Raw genomic sequence first — 17,252 nt, forward strand, 5'->3', positions numbered from 1 at the left:
CCAGGGATGACTATGCGCGGCAGGTCCAGAGGAGTCCGCCGTGAACATTGGTCAGTTGGCACGCCAGGCCGGCGTCCCCATCGACACCGTCCGCTACTACGAACGTCAGCAGCTTCTGCCCACCGCGGCACGTACGGCAGGTGGCTATCGCATCTTCGGCGAGCAGGATCTGCGACGCCTGCGCTTCATCCGCCGGGCAAAGACTCTGGGCTTCAGCCTCGACGAGATCGGTGAACTGCTTTCCCTCAGCGATCATCCTCCGCAGGACATGGGCAGCGTGCGTGACACCGCGCGGATTCGACTGCAGGACATCGAACTGCGGATGGCCGAACTGCAGCGCATGCATGGCGCCCTCTCGCAACTGGTCGAAGCCTGCCCCGGACATGGCGCGCTCGACCAGTGCCCGATCCTGGCCGCGCTGACCGGGGAAGACCGCTGAGCGCCTGGCGTCTGCGTCGACACATGTGCTGCCTGGCAGGCGGAAATCGCCTCCGCGCCATCGCGCGCCATGTGTAGAAAAGTGCAACAAAGCGCTTGCCAACCCCCGGGGGCACAGCTATTATTTCGCTCCTCAGCGACGTGGGGCCATAGCTCAGCTGGGAGAGCGCCTGCATGGCATGCAGGAGGTCAGCGGTTCGATCCCGCTTGGCTCCACCATACTTTCGGCATTAGGCCGTCGAAAGGTCGCAAAGAACATTGATGAGATCTGCGTCCCCATCGTCTAGAGGCCTAGGACATCACCCTTTCACGGTGGCGACCGGGGTTCGAATCCCCGTGGGGACGCCACTCATCATGAACAACGAGGACCCGGCCGATAACCGGGTCTTTTTTGTTCACCGCCCACCGGCATTCAGGTTGTGGCGTCGGAACGCTCCTGCCCTTGTGGCAATGAACGATTCGATGAAAAAGCTTCAAAAAAAGCTTCCACAAATGTGAACAGGCAGGTATGATAGGCGGCTCGGTAACACGGGGCCATAGCTCAGCTGGGAGAGCGCCTGCATGGCATGCAGGAGGTCAGCGGTTCGATCCCGCTTGGCTCCACCACTTTCGACATTAGGCCGTCGAGAGTTCTACAACTTGAAGTTTTTCGTGCGTCCCCATCGTCTAGAGGCCTAGGACATCACCCTTTCACGGTGGCGACCGGGGTTCGAATCCCCGTGGGGACGCCAGTTTCAAAGAGGACCCTGCTCCCAGCAGGAATCCTGGTTTCATGGGGCCATAGCTCAGCTGGGAGAGCGCCTGCATGGCATGCAGGAGGTCAGCGGTTCGATCCCGCTTGGCTCCACCACTTTCGGCATTAGGCCGTCGAAAGTTCTACAACTTGAAGTTTTTCGTGCGTCCCCATCGTCTAGAGGCCTAGGACATCACCCTTTCACGGTGGCGACCGGGGTTCGAATCCCCGTGGGGACGCCAATCTTTGAAACCCCGGCTTCGGCCGGGGTTTTTCTTTGCCTGCGATTCCCTGGTGACCGCGTTTCAGAACCGGCGATACATGCCGATCGAGGCTGGCGCGGTCGCCGCAAAGCCAAACTGCGCATACAGCCGATGTGCCTCGCCATCGGCCAACAGACTCACATACGCCGACGGCGGCAGGTTGCCCTGCATCCAGTCGCTCAGACGCTGCATCACCGCCTTGCCCAGACCCTGCCCCTGCAGGCGCGGCAGCACGGCGATATCGCAGACCTGCAGGTGGCAACCACCATCGCCGATGATCCGGCCCATCGCTACCAGCTCGCTGCCCTGGTAGGCACAGACACCGAAAACGGTATTGGGCAATGCCCGCGTCGCCGCCTCATGGGTCTTTGCACTGAGCCCGGCCAGCGCACGCAGCTGGCAGTAGTCCTCAACCGTCGGCACCGCCTGACGGAACTGGATCGTCTCTGGATCATTCATGCAACGTCTCCTGGAAGGTCGAGCTATCCTGCCGCATCCACGTCGCAGCCGCTGCGACCCATCTTCCGGCAGAGTCCCATGTGCTATTCCGCCCTGATCCGCGCCGACTACGCCAAGCTGGTACGCGAGTTCGGCGCCGTCCTCTCCCTGGAGGAGTTCGCCGAACTCTATGCACATGATCCCGGCAAGAAACGACCGAAAACGCCGAAAGCGATGGACGACGGATTTGCCGGTGCGCGCACTGAACTGGGCCGCGACTTCGTGGCGAAGATCCAGCAATGGCATGCACAGGAGCGGCAGCAGCTGCAGGCCGAGCTGGAGCGGCAGCTTGAGCGTCGCGACATCGCCAATGCAACCCTGGCCGCCCGTCCCACGCAGAAGGCGCGCAATGACCTGCGCGTTGCCGGCAACCGCATCGACCGCACGCAGGCACGACTGGACGACCTGCATCGGGAACAGCTGCTGCCACGCGACAACCGTATTTTTCCTGGCACCTACGCGCCGGTGATGGTCAGCGAGAATGGCCGGCGCGTGATCAAGCCGATGCGCTATCAATGCCGGCTTCCGGACAAGCCCGCGCGCAACGATGTCCTCTATCCCGGCACCTACAATGCGCGGCGGGACAGCCTGGAAGGCTATTGGCGCGGGGCCTTCGGACTGCGCCACGGCGTGGTGGTGGTACAGGCCTTCTACGAGCACGTTCCTCGCCACGCCATTGCCGGCCGCACCCTGCACAACGACGAGAAGGAACAGGACGTGGTGCTGGAGTTCCGCCCTGATCCGCCGCGCGACTTGTTGCTGGCCTGCCTGTGGGCGGAATGGGAGGGCCCGGAAGGACGCCTGTTGTCGTTCGCCACCATCACCGATGGACCGTCAATCGATGTTGCCGCTGCCGGCCATGACCGGGGCGTACTGCCGATCCGCGCCGAGCATCTGGACGCCTGGCTCAACCCGGACCCGGACAACCTGGCGGCGCAGTACGCCATCCTCGACGACCGCGAGGAGATCCGTTACGTCTACGAAGAAGCCGCCTGAGCGGTCGGATCAGGCGTTTGCGCTGGAGCGCCCCACTGCGCGGACCAATGCCTTGGACAGCTCCGCCGACAGATAGGGCTTGATCAACAGCACCCCCGATCGCATCGCGACCGGCAGTTGTTCGGCGGTCATGCCGGTGGCGAGCACGAACGGCACCCCGCGCGCGGCCAGCGCCGCAGCGACCGGTTCACTGGTCTCGTTGTGGGCCAACCGGTAATCCAGCAGGGCCACGTCATGGTTGGCCTCTTCCAGCAGGCGCAGTGCCTCGGCAACGGACGCGGCAAGACCAACGACCAGAGCACCGGAATGCACCAGCTGCATCTGCAGCAGCGCCGCACTCATCTCGTCGTTCTCCACTACCAGCACCCGCAGGTCCTGCAACGCTGACATAGGCTATCGCTCCGTGCCTGTTAAGCGTTGCCAGTATAGCCAGCAGTCGGCCGATACCGACAATTTGAAGCCATTTCGGCCCTGTTCGCCCGCACCTCTATGAACGCCCGCCCGGCTCGGGTACACTAGCCCGCTGCTGCCGGTGTGGCGGAATGGTATACGCAGCTGACTCAAAATCAGCCGGGGGTGACCCCATGAAGGTTCGAGTCCTTTCACCGGCACCACGATAAAAGGCCAGGTCTACGACCTGGCCTTTGTCGTCTCCGGTCTTGCCCTGCCCGACCAACGCCGTCGACACTGGAGCGATGGCATCGCACTCCGCTCCCTCCCTTCCCCCAGCGTTCCAGGCTCACCTGCGCGAACTGGTCCTTCCAGACGCGGTCGCCTGGTCGAACTACCTGTCGCTGCCGGGCGTGATCGAGCACACCAGCTGGGGCGATGTCTCTGTAGAAGCTCTGCAGCGGCAGATCGTCGACCATGCGCGCAACACACGATGCCGCCGCTGGGCGATCCTCGACAGTCACGATCAGTTGCTGGGCACCGTCGGCCTCAACGACATCGACATCGAGCACCACCGCGCGGAACTGGCCTACGACCTGTCCCCAGCCCACCAGGGACGCGGGCTGGCGACCGGGGCGGCGCGCGCGGTCATCGCCTGGGCGCAGGCCGCACTAGGTTGCGTGCGCATCCAGGCCACCGTGCTCGACAGCAATCTGCGATCCATTGCCGTACTGGAACGGGCAGGCATGCAACGCGAGGGATTGCTGCAGTCCTATCGCCATGTCCGTGGACGGCCGCGCGATTTCTGGATGTATGCGCACACTCACCCGCGGCTGCACTGCGGCCAGGGCGAAGACCGCGCCCACCCATAAGCCAGCGCGCGCCGGCGCCCTACACCACCCGCAGAGCCGGGGAATGCACGCCATGGCCATGCCCTGCCCCCGCGTGCACACGGAACCCTGCCACCGTCTGCAGCAGCTGCGAAGACTGCTCTTCCATGCTGCGCGCGGCCGCTGAGGCCTCTTCCACCAGCGCTGCATTCTGCTGCGTGCCCTGATCGATCAGATCCACCGCGTGGTTCATCTGCTGGATGTCATCGCTCTGCTGTTGCGCAGCCGCACTGATCTCGGTCATCAGGTCGCTGACACGCCGCACGTCGACCACGATCTCGTCCATGGTCCGGCCGGCGCTCTCGACCTGCGCCGTTCCGGCACCGACGTTGGCAACAGACGCATCGATCAGCTGCTTGATCTCCTTTGCCGCACCGGCCGAGCGATGCGAGAGCTCGCGGATCTCGGTGGCAACCACGGCGAAACCACGACCATGCTCACCGGCACGCGCCGCTTCCACCGCCGCGTTCAATGCCAGGATGTTGGTCTGGAAGGCAATGCCATCGATCACACCGATGATGTCGACGATGCGACGCGAGGAAGCATTGATCACCTCCATCGTCGAGACCACGTCATGCACCACCTGGCCACCCCGTGCGGCCACATCGGCGGCGCCGCCGGCCAGCTGGCTGGCCTGGCGCGCGTTGGTCGCGGTGCGCTGCACGGTCTCGGCCAGCCCCTTCATCGACACGGCGGTTTCTTCCAGAGAGGCAGCCTGCTGTTCGGTACGCTGGGAAAGGTCGTTGTTGCCTTCGGCGATCTCGCTCGCACCGACCGCAATGGTGTCTGCGGCGAACTTGATCTGACCGATGATGGCCGCCATCGCCTCGACCAGCGCGTTGACGCCACCGCATAGCTCGGCGATCGGGCCCGTCTTGTCGGCCATGCCGATGCTCCGGGTCAGGTCGCCCTCCTTTGCCGACGCCACCACTTCGCGCGTCTGCGCTACGGCGCGCTGCATGGCCTGGCTCTCATGCACCTGTGCGGTGATGTCGGTGGCGTACTTGACGACCTTGAACGGCCGGCCACCGGCATCAAGGATCGGGTTGTACGACGCCTGGATCCACACTTCACGACCATCTTTGCCCAGCCGCCGGTACTGGCCTGCGTCGTACTCGCCGGAGCCGAGCTTTTCCCAGAAGCGCCGATACTCGACACTGGCCCGGTAGTCGGGCTCGACGAACAGCGAATGATGCTGGCCACGCACTTCTTCCAGCGTATAGCCGGTGGCGGCCAGGAAGTTCGCATTGGCCGCCAGGATGCGGCCATCCATGCTGAACTCGATGACCGCCTGCGATTTGTCGATGGCGGCCAGCTGCCCCGCCGATTCGGCTGCCTGCTGCTTCTGCGCGGTGATGTCGGTGGCGAACTTGACCACCTTGTACGGCCGACCGTGCTGGTCAAGCACCGGGTTGTAGGAGGCCTGGATCCAGATTTCGCGCCCCCCCTTGCCGAAGCGCCGGTACTGACCTGCATCGAACTCACCGCGGCCCAGCCGCGCCCAGAAGTCGCGGTATCCGGTGCTGCGCGCGTCCTCGGGATCGACGAACAGGGAATGATGCCTGCCCTGGATCTCATCCAGGCGATATCCCACTGCCTGCAGGAAGTTGTCATTGGCCTGCAGGATGGTGCCGTCGAGGGCGAACTCGATGACCGCCTGCACCCGGTGCAATGCGGCAACCTGGGCCTCAAGCTCGACGTGCCGCCGATGCTGCTCGGCCACCTCCGTGGCGCGGCGCTGCCTGCCCAACACTCCCTGCAGCGCGCGCAGGGGAGACCAACGGGAGAGCACTTCGACCGGCGCCTGAGCACCTTCCATGGAGCCTGAAATAAGCATCGTCTGATCCTCGGTGTCCGGGTAGCGGTTGCGACCCGCCGGGCGGGATGCCCGGCGGCAACTTCGATTGCCTGGGACTGCAGACGCCGGAAGGCGTCACTCGAGCGACTGGCAGGAACAGTACGGCAGCTGCGATCGTCATCAAACAGCGGCGGAGCACACGGCACGGGCCGCCCATCGGAGGCAGCCTCGGGTCCGGCGGCGGGAGCCTGCAGCGGGCTCCAGAGAAGGTAACGGCGCGACGGCCAGCAACTTTAGGGGGCCAGCCCCTGGTCGGCAGCGCGCCGCAGAACCCAGCGCAGCAGCATCGTTGCCAGCACCGCCGGCAGGTAGCCCAGACTGCCGCAGACGACCAGCAGGGACGGCCCCGCCAGCGGCCCGCCTCCGCCCAGGATCCAGCTGCGGGTGGCGAGGATGTACAGCGCGAACGGCACCAGCAGCAACGGTGCCAGCCGCAACAGCTGCCACCGCCACCTCCCCGGCCCGATCCAGCCGGCCAGTGCACCCAGCACGGCACCTGCAGCTGCGATGGTGGCGATTTCATCCATGACGCGCTTCCGGAAGTCTTCCAGCCACCATTCTGGACCAGCGCCGACGGAAAGGGGATGCGGCAGGCACGCAGAAGGTTGCAATGACCATCGGGACATCCCTTGCCTGCGCGCTGCCGGCAGCATGCGCCCACTGAATGGATTTTTCCTGGGAGGCAGCATGCTTCGACGCTTGAACGCCATCATCTTCCTCAGCCTGTGCAGTGCCGGCGCATTGGCCAGCGACGCGGGCTTCCGCCCCAGCTTCCATCCCGACCAGCTGAAGGGGCCACCCGCCGGTCGCCACAACGAAGTACTGGTGCTTGGGACAGCACATCTGTCGGAACTGCCAAAGGCCTTCGAGCCGACCATGCTGGAGCCCTTGCTGCAGCGCCTGGCGCGTTGGCGCCCGCAGGCGATTGCCACCGAAAACCTGTCCGGCCTGCAGTGCGACTTCATGCGTCGCAATCCCAGCCGCTATGCCGAAAGCGTTGAAACCTACTGCTACGACACCGATGAGGCCCGCGTCGCCACCGGCCTCGACGTGCCCAGCGCCAACGCCGAAATGGGACGCCTGCTGTCGGCATGGCCGGCAAGCCCGACAGCCGCGCAGCGTCGGCACTTGGCCGCGGTATTCCTGGCCGCTGGCGAGCGCGGATCGGCGCAGGTGCAATGGCTGCGTCTGCCTGTGCAGGACCGGATCGCCGGCGACGGCCTGGATGCTGCGCTGGTCGGGATTCTCGACAAGAGCCTGACCCGCCGCAATGAAACCAACCTGGTGGCGGCAGTCCTCGCTGCCCGCCTGGGGCTGGAACGCCTGTGGGCCGTGGACGACCACACCGCCGATTCGCCCACCCCGCCCGAGGACAAGAAGGCGGCACGCGAAGCGATGATGAAGGCCTGGGACAACCCGCACGCAAACGCACGGCTGGACGCCGACGAGCCGCTGTATGCCAACGTCGGCAAGGTCGGTGGCGTGCTGGACCTGTATCGCGCCTACAACCGCCCCGGCGTCGGCCTGCAGGCCTACCAGGCCGATTTCGGTGCCGCGCTGGTCGAACCCTCACCCCAGGGCTTTGGCCGCAACTATGTGGGCTACTGGGAAACCCGCAACCTGCGCATGGTCGCCAACATCCGCGAAGTGCTGGGCCAGCGCCCGGGAACGCGCCTGCTGGCCATCGTTGGCGCCTCGCACAAAGGCTACTACGAGGCCTACCTCAACATGATGCACGACGTGCAGCTGGTGGATGCCGAAGAGGTGCTGCGCTGAGGCCCTGCGGCGCGCGCCTACAATGCTGTGTTTCCTGCACGGGAGTTCCAGCATGCTCAAGGTCATCGCCGAGGATTTCATACATCCTGAAGCGGTCGAAATCGTCCTGCCGCTATACCGCGAGCTGGTTGCCTGCACGCGGAGCGAACCTCTGTGCATCGCCTACGACCTGTTCGTCGACCAGAAGGATCCCGGCCACTTCATATTCATTGAGCAATGGCTGGATCGCGCAGCGCTGGACACCCATTGCGCAACCGAGCACTTCCGCCGCCTGGTCCCCCTGATCGACGCGCACCAGCGCAGTCCGGGCACGTTCCTGCTGATGGATCCGGCTGCGCTGTAGCCGTCCGCCGCCTGCCCTGCGCTGCGTGCAGATCAAGGGCGTTGCCGCGCATCACGACGCGCAGCGCGCCAGAGCACCAGGCTGGTGGCGACGATGCAGCCCAGGGTGACCAGCAGCATCAGCGCCACGCCCCACTGCACCACGGGGACCAGCATCCGGGCCTGCTGGTCGTTGCGCAGCTGCTCCAGCCGGAGCCAGCCGGAGAGAGCCAGGGACCAGCCGACAACGGCCGGTGCATAAGCACGGACTGCACTCAGGTTCCAGGACGTCATGTTGTTTTCCTGCCAAGGTGGGGCGTTGGCGCAGTATTCGCCGCGCCCCTCTCACAGGCTGAGATCAGCCGTCGCTGAGGTCGCCGCCGTCCGCCGGCGAGCTACCGGGCAGTTCGCCGGTTTCGCCCTGCACCTGCACATTGTTGCGACCCATCGCCTTGGCCCGGTAGCACTGGGCATCGGCGGCGGCGACGGCCTGGTCCACGCTCATGCCGGCGGCAAGCGGTGCGATGCCGATGCTGGCGCCGATCCGCAGCTGGTGCTGGTCCCACGGAATGGACAGGTTGGCCAGGGTATGCAGCAACTCGCCGCCGATGCGCGCCGCTCGCCGCGGGCTGCACCCGGACAGGATCACCGCGAATTCGTCACCGCCCAGGCGGGCCACAACATCCGAGTCGCGTACACCATGGCGCAATACGCTGGCCACGGCCCACAGCACGGCGTCGCCGGCCAGATGACCAAAGGTATCGTTGACCGGCTTGAACCGGTCCAGATCGATGTACATCAGTGACGCCGCCTGCCCGGTCCGCTCGACCCGGGTGATCGCCTGCTGCAGATGCACTTCGAAGCCGCGGCGATTACCCAGTTCGGTCAGCGGGTCCATCTCCGCCAGGTGTCGTGCCTCGCGCTCGCGTGCGCGCTGCTGGGTGTCATCGCGCAGGACCCACACCGCACCACGCACCTGGCCCTCGTCGTCGCGAAGCCAGGCCCGGGTCAGGTCAACCGGCACCACGGCGGTGCCCATCTGCAGCAGCAGATCGGCATGCAGATCCACGGCGTTGCTTTCCGGATCCAGCAGCACGCTGACGTCGAGCTGCGATTGCGGTGCGTATTCGGTGGTCAACGACAGCACGTCCTGCACGAGATGCCCGGCCAGCGACAGCGCTCCATCGCCGGCAAGCATTCGCACGGCGGCCGCGTTGGCATATTCGATGTGGCCATCCAGGGCCACGCTGAGTACCAGGTCGGCAACCGCATCCAGGGTGATGCGGCTGCGCTGCTCGCTTTCGAACAGGCGCTGCTCGCTGCTGCGCTGGGCGCTGACATCCTGGATCTGCGACACGAAATGCAACGGTTCACCGCGCTCATTGCGTACCAGCGATACCGACAGCCGTGCCCAGATGGTGTTGCCCTCACGGCCCAGGTAACGCTTTTCAAGGTGATAGTGCGTGCGTCGCCCCGCCAGCAGGTCCTGCACCAGGGCCAGGTCGGTCTGCAGATCGGCCGGATGGGTCAACCGCTGGAAATCGACCTGCAGCAGTTCCTCGCGCGTGTAGCCGAGAATGCGGCACAGCGCATCGTTGACATCCAGCCAGCGCCCTTCCAGCGACACCAGCGCCATGCCCAATGCCGCCGAGGTGAACGCACCGGCGAACTTTTCCGCCGCAAGACGAGCCTCGGCGCGCGCCTGCAGGATCTCGGTGATGTCGATGGCCATGCCGACATAGCCGATGCGCTCGCCATTGGCGCCATCCATGCGGCTGATTGACAGGCGTACCTGGCGACGCTGACCGTCCTTGCGCAGCAGTGTCCACTGCCGCGAATACGTCTGGCCCTCGGCACGTGCACTGAGTGCCTCGAACACACCCGGAACCTGTCCATCGGCGGTCGCCAGCGGTCGCAGCCACGCCTGCAGTTCAACCGGGTCGTGGAAGGCATCCAGGCGGCGCTCACCCACTACTTCAGCGGCGGTGTAGCCGAGCAGGCGCTGCGCGCCGGTATTGAAAATGGTGATGATGCCATCGGTGTCGGTCGCGATCACCGCGACTTCGTCTGAAGCATCCACCATCGCCTGCAGGCGCTGCCGCATTTCGGCCGCGTCCTGGCGCGCCTGCTGCAGTTCGGTGACGTCGGCATGGGCGCCGGCCATCCACAGTGGCCTGCCCTGCCCGTCCCATTCGAATACCCGTCCGCGATCGTGGATCCAGATCCATTCGCCATTCCTGTGGCGCATCCGCAACAGGCAGACATAGTGGTCGGTGCGGCCATCGAAGTGGTCCTGCAGGGCCGCATCGGACAGCGCCAGATCATCCGGATGGACCAGCGCGATGAAGGTCTTCTGGCAGATCGGTTCAAGTTCGTCCAACCGGTAGCCGACGATCTCGGCCCACCGTTCGTTGACCCGCATCTGCCCGCTCTGGACGTTCCATTCCCAGGTGCCGGCCGCGGTGCCCTCGATGATCATCGCCAGGCGACGGCGCTCTTCGGCCAGTTCCTGCAGCCGGCGCTCCAGCAGTGCGTTGCCGCTGTTGCCCTGATCGGCCATCAGCCGCCTCCCCTGCCGACGCAGCTGCCCGCAGGCCGTGGCGAGCCACAGCGGTCACGGAACAGCGCGGATGGTGCTGACGGCATGGCCTCCCCAGCGACAGCAGGGGCCCAGGCGCCCCTTCCGGCGCAAGTGTGCGCATTGCCGGGGAACATCGACAAGTCCCCCGCCCGGATCGCGCCGGGAGGGGGACGGCGGACTCAGCTGCGCTTGGCCCGGGCGAACGCCTCGGCCAGGGCATTGTTGGCTGGCGGCGCGGCCTGTGCCGGGCGTCCGCCATTGCCCGGGTTGCGCCCCTGGCCACGTCCCTGCCCGGGGTTGCCGGCGTCGCGGCGCGGCGCCTGCCCCTGGCTGCGTTCGTCACGGCTGCCCGGGCGGCTGGTGGCCTGGCCGGGCGTGTCGTCCAGACGACGGGTCAGGGCGATGCGCTTGCGCGGCACGTCCACCTCCAGCACCTTCACCTTGACGATGTCGCCGGCCTTGACCACGTCACGCGGATCCTTCACGTAGGTATCAGACAGCGCCGAGATGTGGATCAGGCCGTCCTGGTGCACGCCGATATCGACGAACGCACCGAACGCGGCCACGTTGCTGACCACGCCTTCCAGCACCATGCCCTCGCGCAGGTCCTTGATGTCCTCGACGCCATCGGCGAAACGGGCCGCCTTGAATTCCGGGCGCGGATCACGGCCCGGCTTTTCCAGTTCCTTGAGGATGTCGCGCACCGTCGGCACACCGAATGTCTCGTCGGTGAACTGCTCGGCCTTCAAGCCGCGCAGGAAACTGCCGTCGCCGATCAGCGCCTTGATCGGGCGCGCGGTGCTGGCGACGATGCGCTCGACCACTGGATAGGCTTCCGGGTGCACCGACGATGCATCCAGCGGCTCATCGCCATCGGCGATACGCAGGAAACCTGCGCATTGCTCGAACGTCTTCTCGCCCAGGCGCGACACCTTCAGCAGGTCCTTGCGACGCTTGAACGGACCGTTGTCATCGCGGTGGCGCACGATGTTCTCGGCTACCGTCGACGACAGGCCCGAGACGCGCGACAGCAGTGCAGCCGACGCCGTGTTGACGTACACGCCGACGGCATTCACGCAGTCCTCCACGCGCGCATCCAGTGCGCGCGCCAGGCGGTACTGATCCACGTCGTGCTGGTACTGCCCCACGCCGATCGCCTTCGGCTCGATCTTCACCAGTTCGGCAAGCGGGTCCTGCAGGCGACGCGCGATCGATACCGCACCACGGATCGACACGTCCAGGTCCGGGAATTCCTTGGCCGCCGTTTCCGACGCCGAATACACCGACGCCCCGGCTTCACTGACCACGATCTTCTGCGGCGCGTTGTCACCCAGCGCCTTGATGGCTTCACCGGCCAGCTTGTCGGTCTCGCGGCTGGCGGTGCCGTTGCCGATCGCGATCAGCTGCACGTTGTGCTTGGCACACAGCTGCTTGATCGTCTGCAGCGACTGCTCCCACTGCCGGCGGGGCTCGTGCGGGTAGATGGTGTCGGTGGCGACCAGCTTGCCGGTGGCGTCGACCACGGCAATCTTGCAGCCGGTGCGGATGCCCGGGTCCAGGCCCAGCACGCTTTTCGGGCCGGCCGGTGCGGCCAGCAGCAGGTCCTTGAGGTTGTCACCGAACACCGCGATGGCTTCGGCCTCGGCTTTCTCGCGGGCCTGGTTGAACAGGTCCAGCAGCAGGTGCATGTGCAGCTTGGCCCGCCAGGTCAGGCGGCAGGCGTCCAGCAGCCAGCGGTCAGCGGGGCGCCCCGCATCGCGGATACCGGCGTTGTGCGCCACGCGCCCTTCGGCATACTGATGTCCGGCCTCGGCATCCTTGCCTGGGTCCAGCTCCAGGAACAGGATCTCCTCGCGGCGTGCACGGAACAACGCCAGCAACCGGTGCGAGGGAATCTTCGCCAACGACTCGGCGTGCTCGAAATAATCGCGGTACTTGGCGCCCTCGGTTTCCTTGCCCTCGGCAACGCGGGCACGGATCACGCCCTGCTCGCTCAACCAGCTGCGCAGCTCGCCAACCAGCGTGGCGTCCTCGCCCCAGCGCTCCATCAGGATCGCGCGGGCCCCTTCCAGCGCGGCCTTGGTGTCGGCTACACCCTTGTCGGCGTCCACGAACGTGGCGGCAAAGACCTGCGGGTCCTGTGTCGGGTCGCCCAACAGGCCGTCGGCCAACGGCTCCAGTCCTGCTTCGCGGGCGATCTGCGCGCGGGTGCGACGCTTGGGCTTGTACGGCAGGTACAGATCTTCCAACCGGCTCTTGGTGTCGGCAGCGAGGATCTCGTTGCGCAGCTCATCGCTGAGCTTGCCCTGCTCACCGATGCTGGCCAGCACCGCCGCACGGCGGTCTTCCAGTTCGCGCAGGTAGGTCAGGCGGGTTTCCAGGTTGCGCAGCTGGGTGTCGTCCAGGCCGCCGGTGACTTCCTTGCGGTAGCGGGCGATGAACGGAACGCTGGCGCCTTCATCGAGCAGGCCGACAGCGGCGCTGACCTGGGCGGTCTGGGCACCGATTTCATCGGCGATGGTCTGGGCGATCTGCTGGGCGAGCTGGCGCTGGGCGTGCTTGGCGTCGTGCATTGTTTCCGGCCTGGGCCGCATTGCGGGAAAGGCCCATTCTTGCAATGCGCGGGCGGCAGGGACAAGGCGTTGACAGAGCGGCGGTTCAGGCGGCGGGTCCGGATGGGACGCCGGCATCCTGGCAAAGGGGGCTCGGACTGGCCCCGGGGCTGGGATGCCGGCGCGGACGCGCGATGGTGGAGCGCGTCCTGCCGCGTACTGCGAAGGTCAGCGGTAGTGGCGGGCGGCACGCTGCATGACGATGTCGTCACGCAGGCTCTCCAGCGCCATCAGGCGGACCTTGCCGACACCCTGCAGTTCCATGAACCGCTCCGTGTAGAACTCCGGCCCCAGCGCGGTATCGGCGCGGGATTTGCTGAAGCCGTAGGGCACCACGCCCTTCTCGCCATCCTTGCTACCACCGACATAAAGAACGATTGCCATGTGATGTCTTCCTCCAAATTGCTACTGCGTACTGCACACGATGAGCGGTACTTGTTGGCTCATCGGGATAGAGCTTACCGCGACCAAGCTGACTGGAACGTCACGAAGACTAATGACGATCGGTTGCATGCAGATGACTGCGGGATAGCAGCAGAATGCTTACGGATCTTTAACTTCCGGCTAACGAATACGGGGGTTTCAGCCAACGGCGCAGCCCCTCGTGGGTAGGTGTGGTTGGTCGCGGAATGCAAAAGCCGCAGGTGGGTCGGCCGGGTTGGGTTCGCGGGGGACGCCGTGAATCCGTCCCTGGAGGCTTGGCCGCGGCATCCATGCCGCGGACACCCCCGCGAACCCAACCCGACCGCCCTCTGACAGATTTCTGCGGTCTGCCACCCACGGAAAAGAAAAAGAAGATCAAAAGCAAAAGCGGCCTGGCTGGCCGTTTCCTGTAGAGCCGAGCCCATGCTCGGCTCTATACGAGCAAGCGCAGCGCGCGACCCGCTTCTGCTGTTCTTTTTCTTCTCCGTGGCTGGACGCACCCGGAAACTGTCAGGGGCCGGGCAGGTGGGTTGCGCAGGGGCGTGAGCCGCATGGATGCGGCGACCGAGCTTACAGGGACGTACTTGCAGCGGCCCCTGCGCAACCCACCTGCCCGGCCCAATCACATGAATCGCATTTCGCGCCCCACCCACGAGGGGCTGCGCCGTTGGCTGGAATCTACGGCCACCAGCCGTGCCCGAACCGCGCGTAATGATCGGCCGCACGCTCGAACGGATTGCGCGCACTGACACCACCACACAGCAGATACACCGGCAGGTACAGCGGCCCCAGCACCAGATACTGGTACACGTGCGCACGCTCATGGTCATCCAGCCGGATCAACGGCTCCACGCCCCACCCCGCCTGATGCGCGTAAGTACGGCAGCACATGCCCAGATCGTGGCCGGTGTGCAGGATCACGTTGCCCAGGGTGATCGCTCCGCCCGGGCCCCAGGGCCAGTGATCGAAAACCACCGCGCAATCACGACCACTCCAGCGCATCTTCGCACCACCCAGCAACCCGGCCAGACCGCCAAGCAGGCCGATCAGGGTATTGGGCACGGTCCACAGCGCGCCCAGCACCTGCAGCGCGCGCAGCCAGATCGGCCAGGGCCGGGACGCGGTGTTCAATCCGCCTCGTTGGGGATCAGCAGCCACAGCAGCAGGTAGACCAGGATGCCGGGGAAGGCGGCCGACGCCAGCGAGACCACCACGTACAGCACCCGTACCAGGGTCGGGTTCCAGCCGAAACGATGGGCGATGCCGCCCATGACCCCGGCAATCATGCGGTCGTTCAGCGAGCGCGACAGGGTGCGCGGCACAGCGTTCATGGCGAGGTCTCCCAGCTGACTGGCTGTTGCCACTGTAGCGCCTGCAATGTCTACGGCGTGCGTTGGCGCAAGGCCTGCAGGCGGGCGCCGAACCACGCCGCGGAGGTCTGTTCGGGCTTGCCGGGGCAGCGGATCCGGTACGCCTTGCCACTCATGCTGCTCTGGCTCGCGGCACGCTCGATGAACTGCTCGGCGGTGTCGACCATGTCTTTCTTCAGCAGGTAGTCGTACTTGCGCTGAAGGTGCGAACGCGCATCGGCGGGACCGTACCAGCTGCCATTGCGCTGGAACTGGCACTGGGAGCCATCCAGGCTTCCGATCAACTGCGCGATCTCGCGCTGTGCCTGCGCGCTGGGCGCGGCCAATGCGCCGGACGTCGCCAGAAGGAGTCCCGCAGACGCAACTGCGAGGCAATGAATTCGGACAAATCCCATGGTGCTCCCAATTTGCTTGCCCTGATTGTAGGTGTCACGCGATGCCACTGGAAAACCTCATGCAACGTTCCATGCCCTGAATGTTTGCACGGAAGGACGGGAAATCGGGAGCAACAACGGTCACGCCATCAGTATGGAACTCGTCCTCAGCAACTGTGAACTTCACAATTCCCGTTTGTGTATCAAGCCAATACTTGTTATCACCGCAGTCACCGGCAAAGGGGATGTGGGTTTCGAGGAATTCGCGCATTTCGGGGCAGTAAAAATGCACTGACTCAATGACTTCCGCTATCGACAACAGTCGCGGATTGGTGGGCATACCGGCCACCTCAATGTAATTGAATGCCTCCACTTCGAGCCGATTGTAATCCCCCGCAATCACTTCGTAGAATGCGTCTCGATAGAACACTGCGCCGCCGTCGAAGTAGCCGCCATTGTTCTTCGAATAGAAATCGATGAAGTCGTCTCTGCCCGGGAACCTGCCAGGTACCATGGCTGCAATCAGTTCGACCGGGACCCCTGGCGACGAATCATTGAAGGCGACGTTGCTTCTGGCGAAACCCGCTGGCTGCTCCATACACGTATCCATCTAACGGGCACTCCAGCGTATCCATATTCCGCAATCGAGCAAGCTCGACTCTACACGTCCCGGGCCTTCAGCCAGTTGTCGATGGTCGCCGGCACTTCGCGCTGTGCGCGGCCGGAGACGTAGATGCCGATATGCCCACCGCGGAAACTGGATTCGGTGTAGTCCTGCGTGCCCAGCCGGCCACGCATCGCGCGTGATGCATCCGGTGGCACCAGGTGATCCTGTTCGGCGTAGATGTTCAGCACCGGCAGGGTCACCTGCGACAGATCCACCGCCTCTTCGCCGATGCGTACGGTGCCGTTGACCAGGCCGTTGCCCTGGTAGAACTGCTTGATGAACTCGCGGAAGGCCTCACCCGCGAGGTCCGGCGAGTCGAAGATCCACTTTTCCATGCGCAGGAAATCCTCCAGCGCCGCCTTGTCATCGAGGATGTCGAGCAGGCCCACGTACTTCTGCACGTTCAGGCGGAATGGCTTGAGCATCAGGTAGCTGGCATTCATCAGATCGGCCGGGATGTTGCCCAGCGTATCCACCAGCAGATCCACATCCACCTGCTGGGCCCAGTGCGACAGCATGTTGTCGGCGGTCTGGAAGTCGACCGGGGTGACCATGGTGATCAGGTTGCCCAGCTTCTGCCGCCGCAGTGCGGCGTAGCACAGGGCGAACACGCCGCCCTGGCAGATGCCGAGCATGTCGACCGTTCCACCACTGCGCGCGCGCAGCGCATCCACCGCGCCATCGATGTAGCGCAGCAGATAGTCCTCAAGCGTCTGGTAGCGTTCGGAACGGTCCGGATAACCCCAGTCCAGCACATATACGTCCTGGCCCAATGCCAGCAGCTTCTGCACCAGCGACCGATCGGCCTGCAGGTCCACCATGTACGGGCGGTTGACCAGTGCGTACACGATCAGCAGCGGTGTGCGACGCACCGGCGCGTTCTCGCCGACGAAGCGATACAGCACCACTTTGCCATCGCGCCAGACTTCCTCGCGGGCGGTGGCGCCATAGTCGACATCCTCCACCTGCGGCAGCAGCTTCAACCCTTCCATCAGCTTGCGCTGCATGGCCAGGGTCTCCTGCATCAAGTCATCGGCATTGAAGCCCAGCGGTCCTTTCATG

The 17,252-nt window shown here is 65.0% G+C and carries 18 protein-coding genes and 7 tRNA genes; 12 read left to right on the forward strand and 13 right to left on the reverse strand.

Annotation, left to right across the window (positions count from 1 at the left end; all coding sequences use genetic code 11):
- The first annotated feature begins 40 nt into the window (after positions 1-40).
- The 7 genes from CLM74_RS13090 (at position 41) to CLM74_RS13120 (ending at position 1,413) form a co-directional block, all read left to right on the forward strand.
- Positions 41-439, forward strand: coding sequence for a MerR family transcriptional regulator (locus tag CLM74_RS13090; protein ID WP_099842834.1), 399 nt, complete (start codon positions 41-43; stop codon positions 437-439).
- Positions 440-581: 142 nt separating this feature from the next.
- Positions 582-657 (forward strand) — tRNA-Ala (locus CLM74_RS13095).
- Positions 658-710: 53 nt separating this feature from the next.
- A tRNA-Glu gene (locus CLM74_RS13100) sits at positions 711-786 on the forward strand.
- Positions 787-968: 182 nt separating this feature from the next.
- Positions 969-1,044, forward strand: a tRNA-Ala gene (locus CLM74_RS13105).
- 49 nt (positions 1,045-1,093) lie between these two features.
- Positions 1,094-1,169: transfer RNA gene (locus tag CLM74_RS13110), tRNA-Glu, on the forward strand.
- 43 nt (positions 1,170-1,212) lie between these two features.
- Positions 1,213-1,288 (forward strand) — tRNA-Ala (locus CLM74_RS13115).
- Between the two features lie 49 nt (positions 1,289-1,337).
- Positions 1,338-1,413, forward strand: a tRNA-Glu gene (locus CLM74_RS13120).
- A 63-nt stretch (positions 1,414-1,476) separates the two neighbouring features.
- On the opposite strand, the gene CLM74_RS21535 is transcribed toward CLM74_RS13120, so the two are convergent.
- Positions 1,477-1,893, reverse strand: coding sequence for a GNAT family N-acetyltransferase (locus tag CLM74_RS21535; protein WP_025879241.1), 417 nt, complete (start codon positions 1,891-1,893; stop codon positions 1,477-1,479).
- 78 nt (positions 1,894-1,971) lie between these two features.
- On the opposite strand from CLM74_RS21535, the gene CLM74_RS13125 reads away from it, so the two are divergent.
- The gene (locus tag CLM74_RS13125; protein WP_158684149.1) at positions 1,972-2,928 is read left to right on the forward strand and encodes an SOS response-associated peptidase family protein; all 957 of its coding nucleotides are present in this window, start codon (positions 1,972-1,974) and stop codon (positions 2,926-2,928) included.
- A 9-nt stretch (positions 2,929-2,937) separates the two neighbouring features.
- Here the strand turns inward: CLM74_RS13125 and CLM74_RS13130 are convergent, their stop codons facing one another.
- A complete protein-coding gene (locus CLM74_RS13130; protein WP_105164273.1) occupies positions 2,938-3,318 on the reverse strand; it encodes a response regulator in 381 nt (126 codons plus the stop codon).
- A 138-nt stretch (positions 3,319-3,456) separates the two neighbouring features.
- On the opposite strand from CLM74_RS13130, the gene CLM74_RS13135 reads away from it, so the two are divergent.
- Both CLM74_RS13135 and CLM74_RS13140 read left to right on the forward strand, forming a co-directional pair.
- Positions 3,457-3,542 (forward strand) — tRNA-Leu (locus CLM74_RS13135).
- A gap of 81 nt (positions 3,543-3,623) precedes the next feature.
- Positions 3,624-4,190, forward strand: a complete 567-nt coding sequence (locus tag CLM74_RS13140) for a GNAT family protein (RefSeq protein WP_059064458.1) — start codon at positions 3,624-3,626, stop codon at positions 4,188-4,190.
- A 19-nt stretch (positions 4,191-4,209) separates the two neighbouring features.
- Here CLM74_RS13140 and CLM74_RS13145 read toward each other — a convergent pair whose 3' ends face one another.
- The gene (locus tag CLM74_RS13145; protein WP_105164274.1) at positions 4,210-6,045 is read right to left on the reverse strand and encodes a methyl-accepting chemotaxis protein; all 1,836 of its coding nucleotides are present in this window, start codon (positions 6,043-6,045) and stop codon (positions 4,210-4,212) included.
- A 254-nt stretch (positions 6,046-6,299) separates the two neighbouring features.
- Positions 6,300-6,593, reverse strand: a complete 294-nt coding sequence (locus CLM74_RS13150; protein ID WP_105164275.1) for a hypothetical protein — start codon at positions 6,591-6,593, stop codon at positions 6,300-6,302.
- Between the two features lie 160 nt (positions 6,594-6,753).
- Here CLM74_RS13150 and CLM74_RS13155 point away from each other — a divergent pair, with 160 nt between their 5' ends.
- On the forward strand, positions 6,754-7,842 hold the full coding sequence (locus CLM74_RS13155) for a DUF5694 domain-containing protein (protein ID WP_105164276.1): 1,089 nt from the start codon (positions 6,754-6,756) through the stop codon (positions 7,840-7,842).
- Between the two features lie 52 nt (positions 7,843-7,894).
- Entirely contained in the window at positions 7,895-8,185 is a 291-nt protein-coding gene (locus CLM74_RS13160) for a putative quinol monooxygenase (protein ID WP_105164277.1), read from the forward strand.
- 32 nt (positions 8,186-8,217) lie between these two features.
- On the opposite strand, the gene CLM74_RS13165 is transcribed toward CLM74_RS13160, so the two are convergent.
- The 9 genes from CLM74_RS13165 to CLM74_RS13205 form a co-directional block, all read right to left on the reverse strand.
- A complete protein-coding gene (locus CLM74_RS13165) occupies positions 8,218-8,457 on the reverse strand; it encodes a hypothetical protein (protein ID WP_100436483.1) in 240 nt (79 codons plus the stop codon).
- A 64-nt stretch (positions 8,458-8,521) separates the two neighbouring features.
- The gene (locus CLM74_RS13170) at positions 8,522-10,723 is read right to left on the reverse strand and encodes a PAS domain S-box protein (protein WP_025879249.1); all 2,202 of its coding nucleotides are present in this window, start codon (positions 10,721-10,723) and stop codon (positions 8,522-8,524) included.
- A 200-nt stretch (positions 10,724-10,923) separates the two neighbouring features.
- Positions 10,924-13,317 carry a Tex family protein gene (locus CLM74_RS13175; RefSeq protein WP_105164278.1) on the reverse strand — a complete coding sequence of 798 codons (2,394 nt, stop codon included), beginning with the start codon at positions 13,315-13,317 and terminating at the stop codon, positions 10,924-10,926.
- 207 nt (positions 13,318-13,524) lie between these two features.
- Positions 13,525-13,740, reverse strand: a complete 216-nt coding sequence (locus tag CLM74_RS13180) for a hypothetical protein (protein WP_025879252.1) — start codon at positions 13,738-13,740, stop codon at positions 13,525-13,527.
- 717 nt (positions 13,741-14,457) lie between these two features.
- Positions 14,458-14,910 (reverse strand): hypothetical protein, encoded by a 453-nt coding sequence (locus CLM74_RS13185; RefSeq protein WP_025879253.1) that lies wholly within the window; start codon positions 14,908-14,910, stop codon positions 14,458-14,460.
- Complete coding sequence (locus tag CLM74_RS13190) at positions 14,907-15,110, reverse strand: PspC domain-containing protein (RefSeq protein WP_025879254.1); 204 nt, start codon at positions 15,108-15,110, stop codon at positions 14,907-14,909. Before CLM74_RS13190 ends, CLM74_RS13185 begins: the two co-directional genes overlap by 4 nt.
- Before the next feature lie 50 nt (positions 15,111-15,160).
- Positions 15,161-15,544 carry a YfeK family protein gene (locus CLM74_RS13195; protein ID WP_158684182.1) on the reverse strand — a complete coding sequence of 128 codons (384 nt, stop codon included), beginning with the start codon at positions 15,542-15,544 and terminating at the stop codon, positions 15,161-15,163.
- Positions 15,545-15,578: 34 nt separating this feature from the next.
- Positions 15,579-16,121 (reverse strand): SMI1/KNR4 family protein, encoded by a 543-nt coding sequence (locus tag CLM74_RS13200; RefSeq protein WP_105164279.1) that lies wholly within the window; start codon positions 16,119-16,121, stop codon positions 15,579-15,581.
- 62 nt (positions 16,122-16,183) lie between these two features.
- On the reverse strand, positions 16,184-17,251 hold the full coding sequence (locus CLM74_RS13205; protein WP_105164280.1) for a class III poly(R)-hydroxyalkanoic acid synthase subunit PhaC: 1,068 nt from the start codon (positions 17,249-17,251) through the stop codon (positions 16,184-16,186).
- Position 17,252 lies beyond the last annotated feature (1 nt).

Origin of the sequence: Stenotrophomonas sp. MYb57, assembly GCF_002966815.1 — a bacterium.
Lineage (GTDB): Bacteria > Pseudomonadota > Gammaproteobacteria > Xanthomonadales > Xanthomonadaceae > Stenotrophomonas > Stenotrophomonas indicatrix.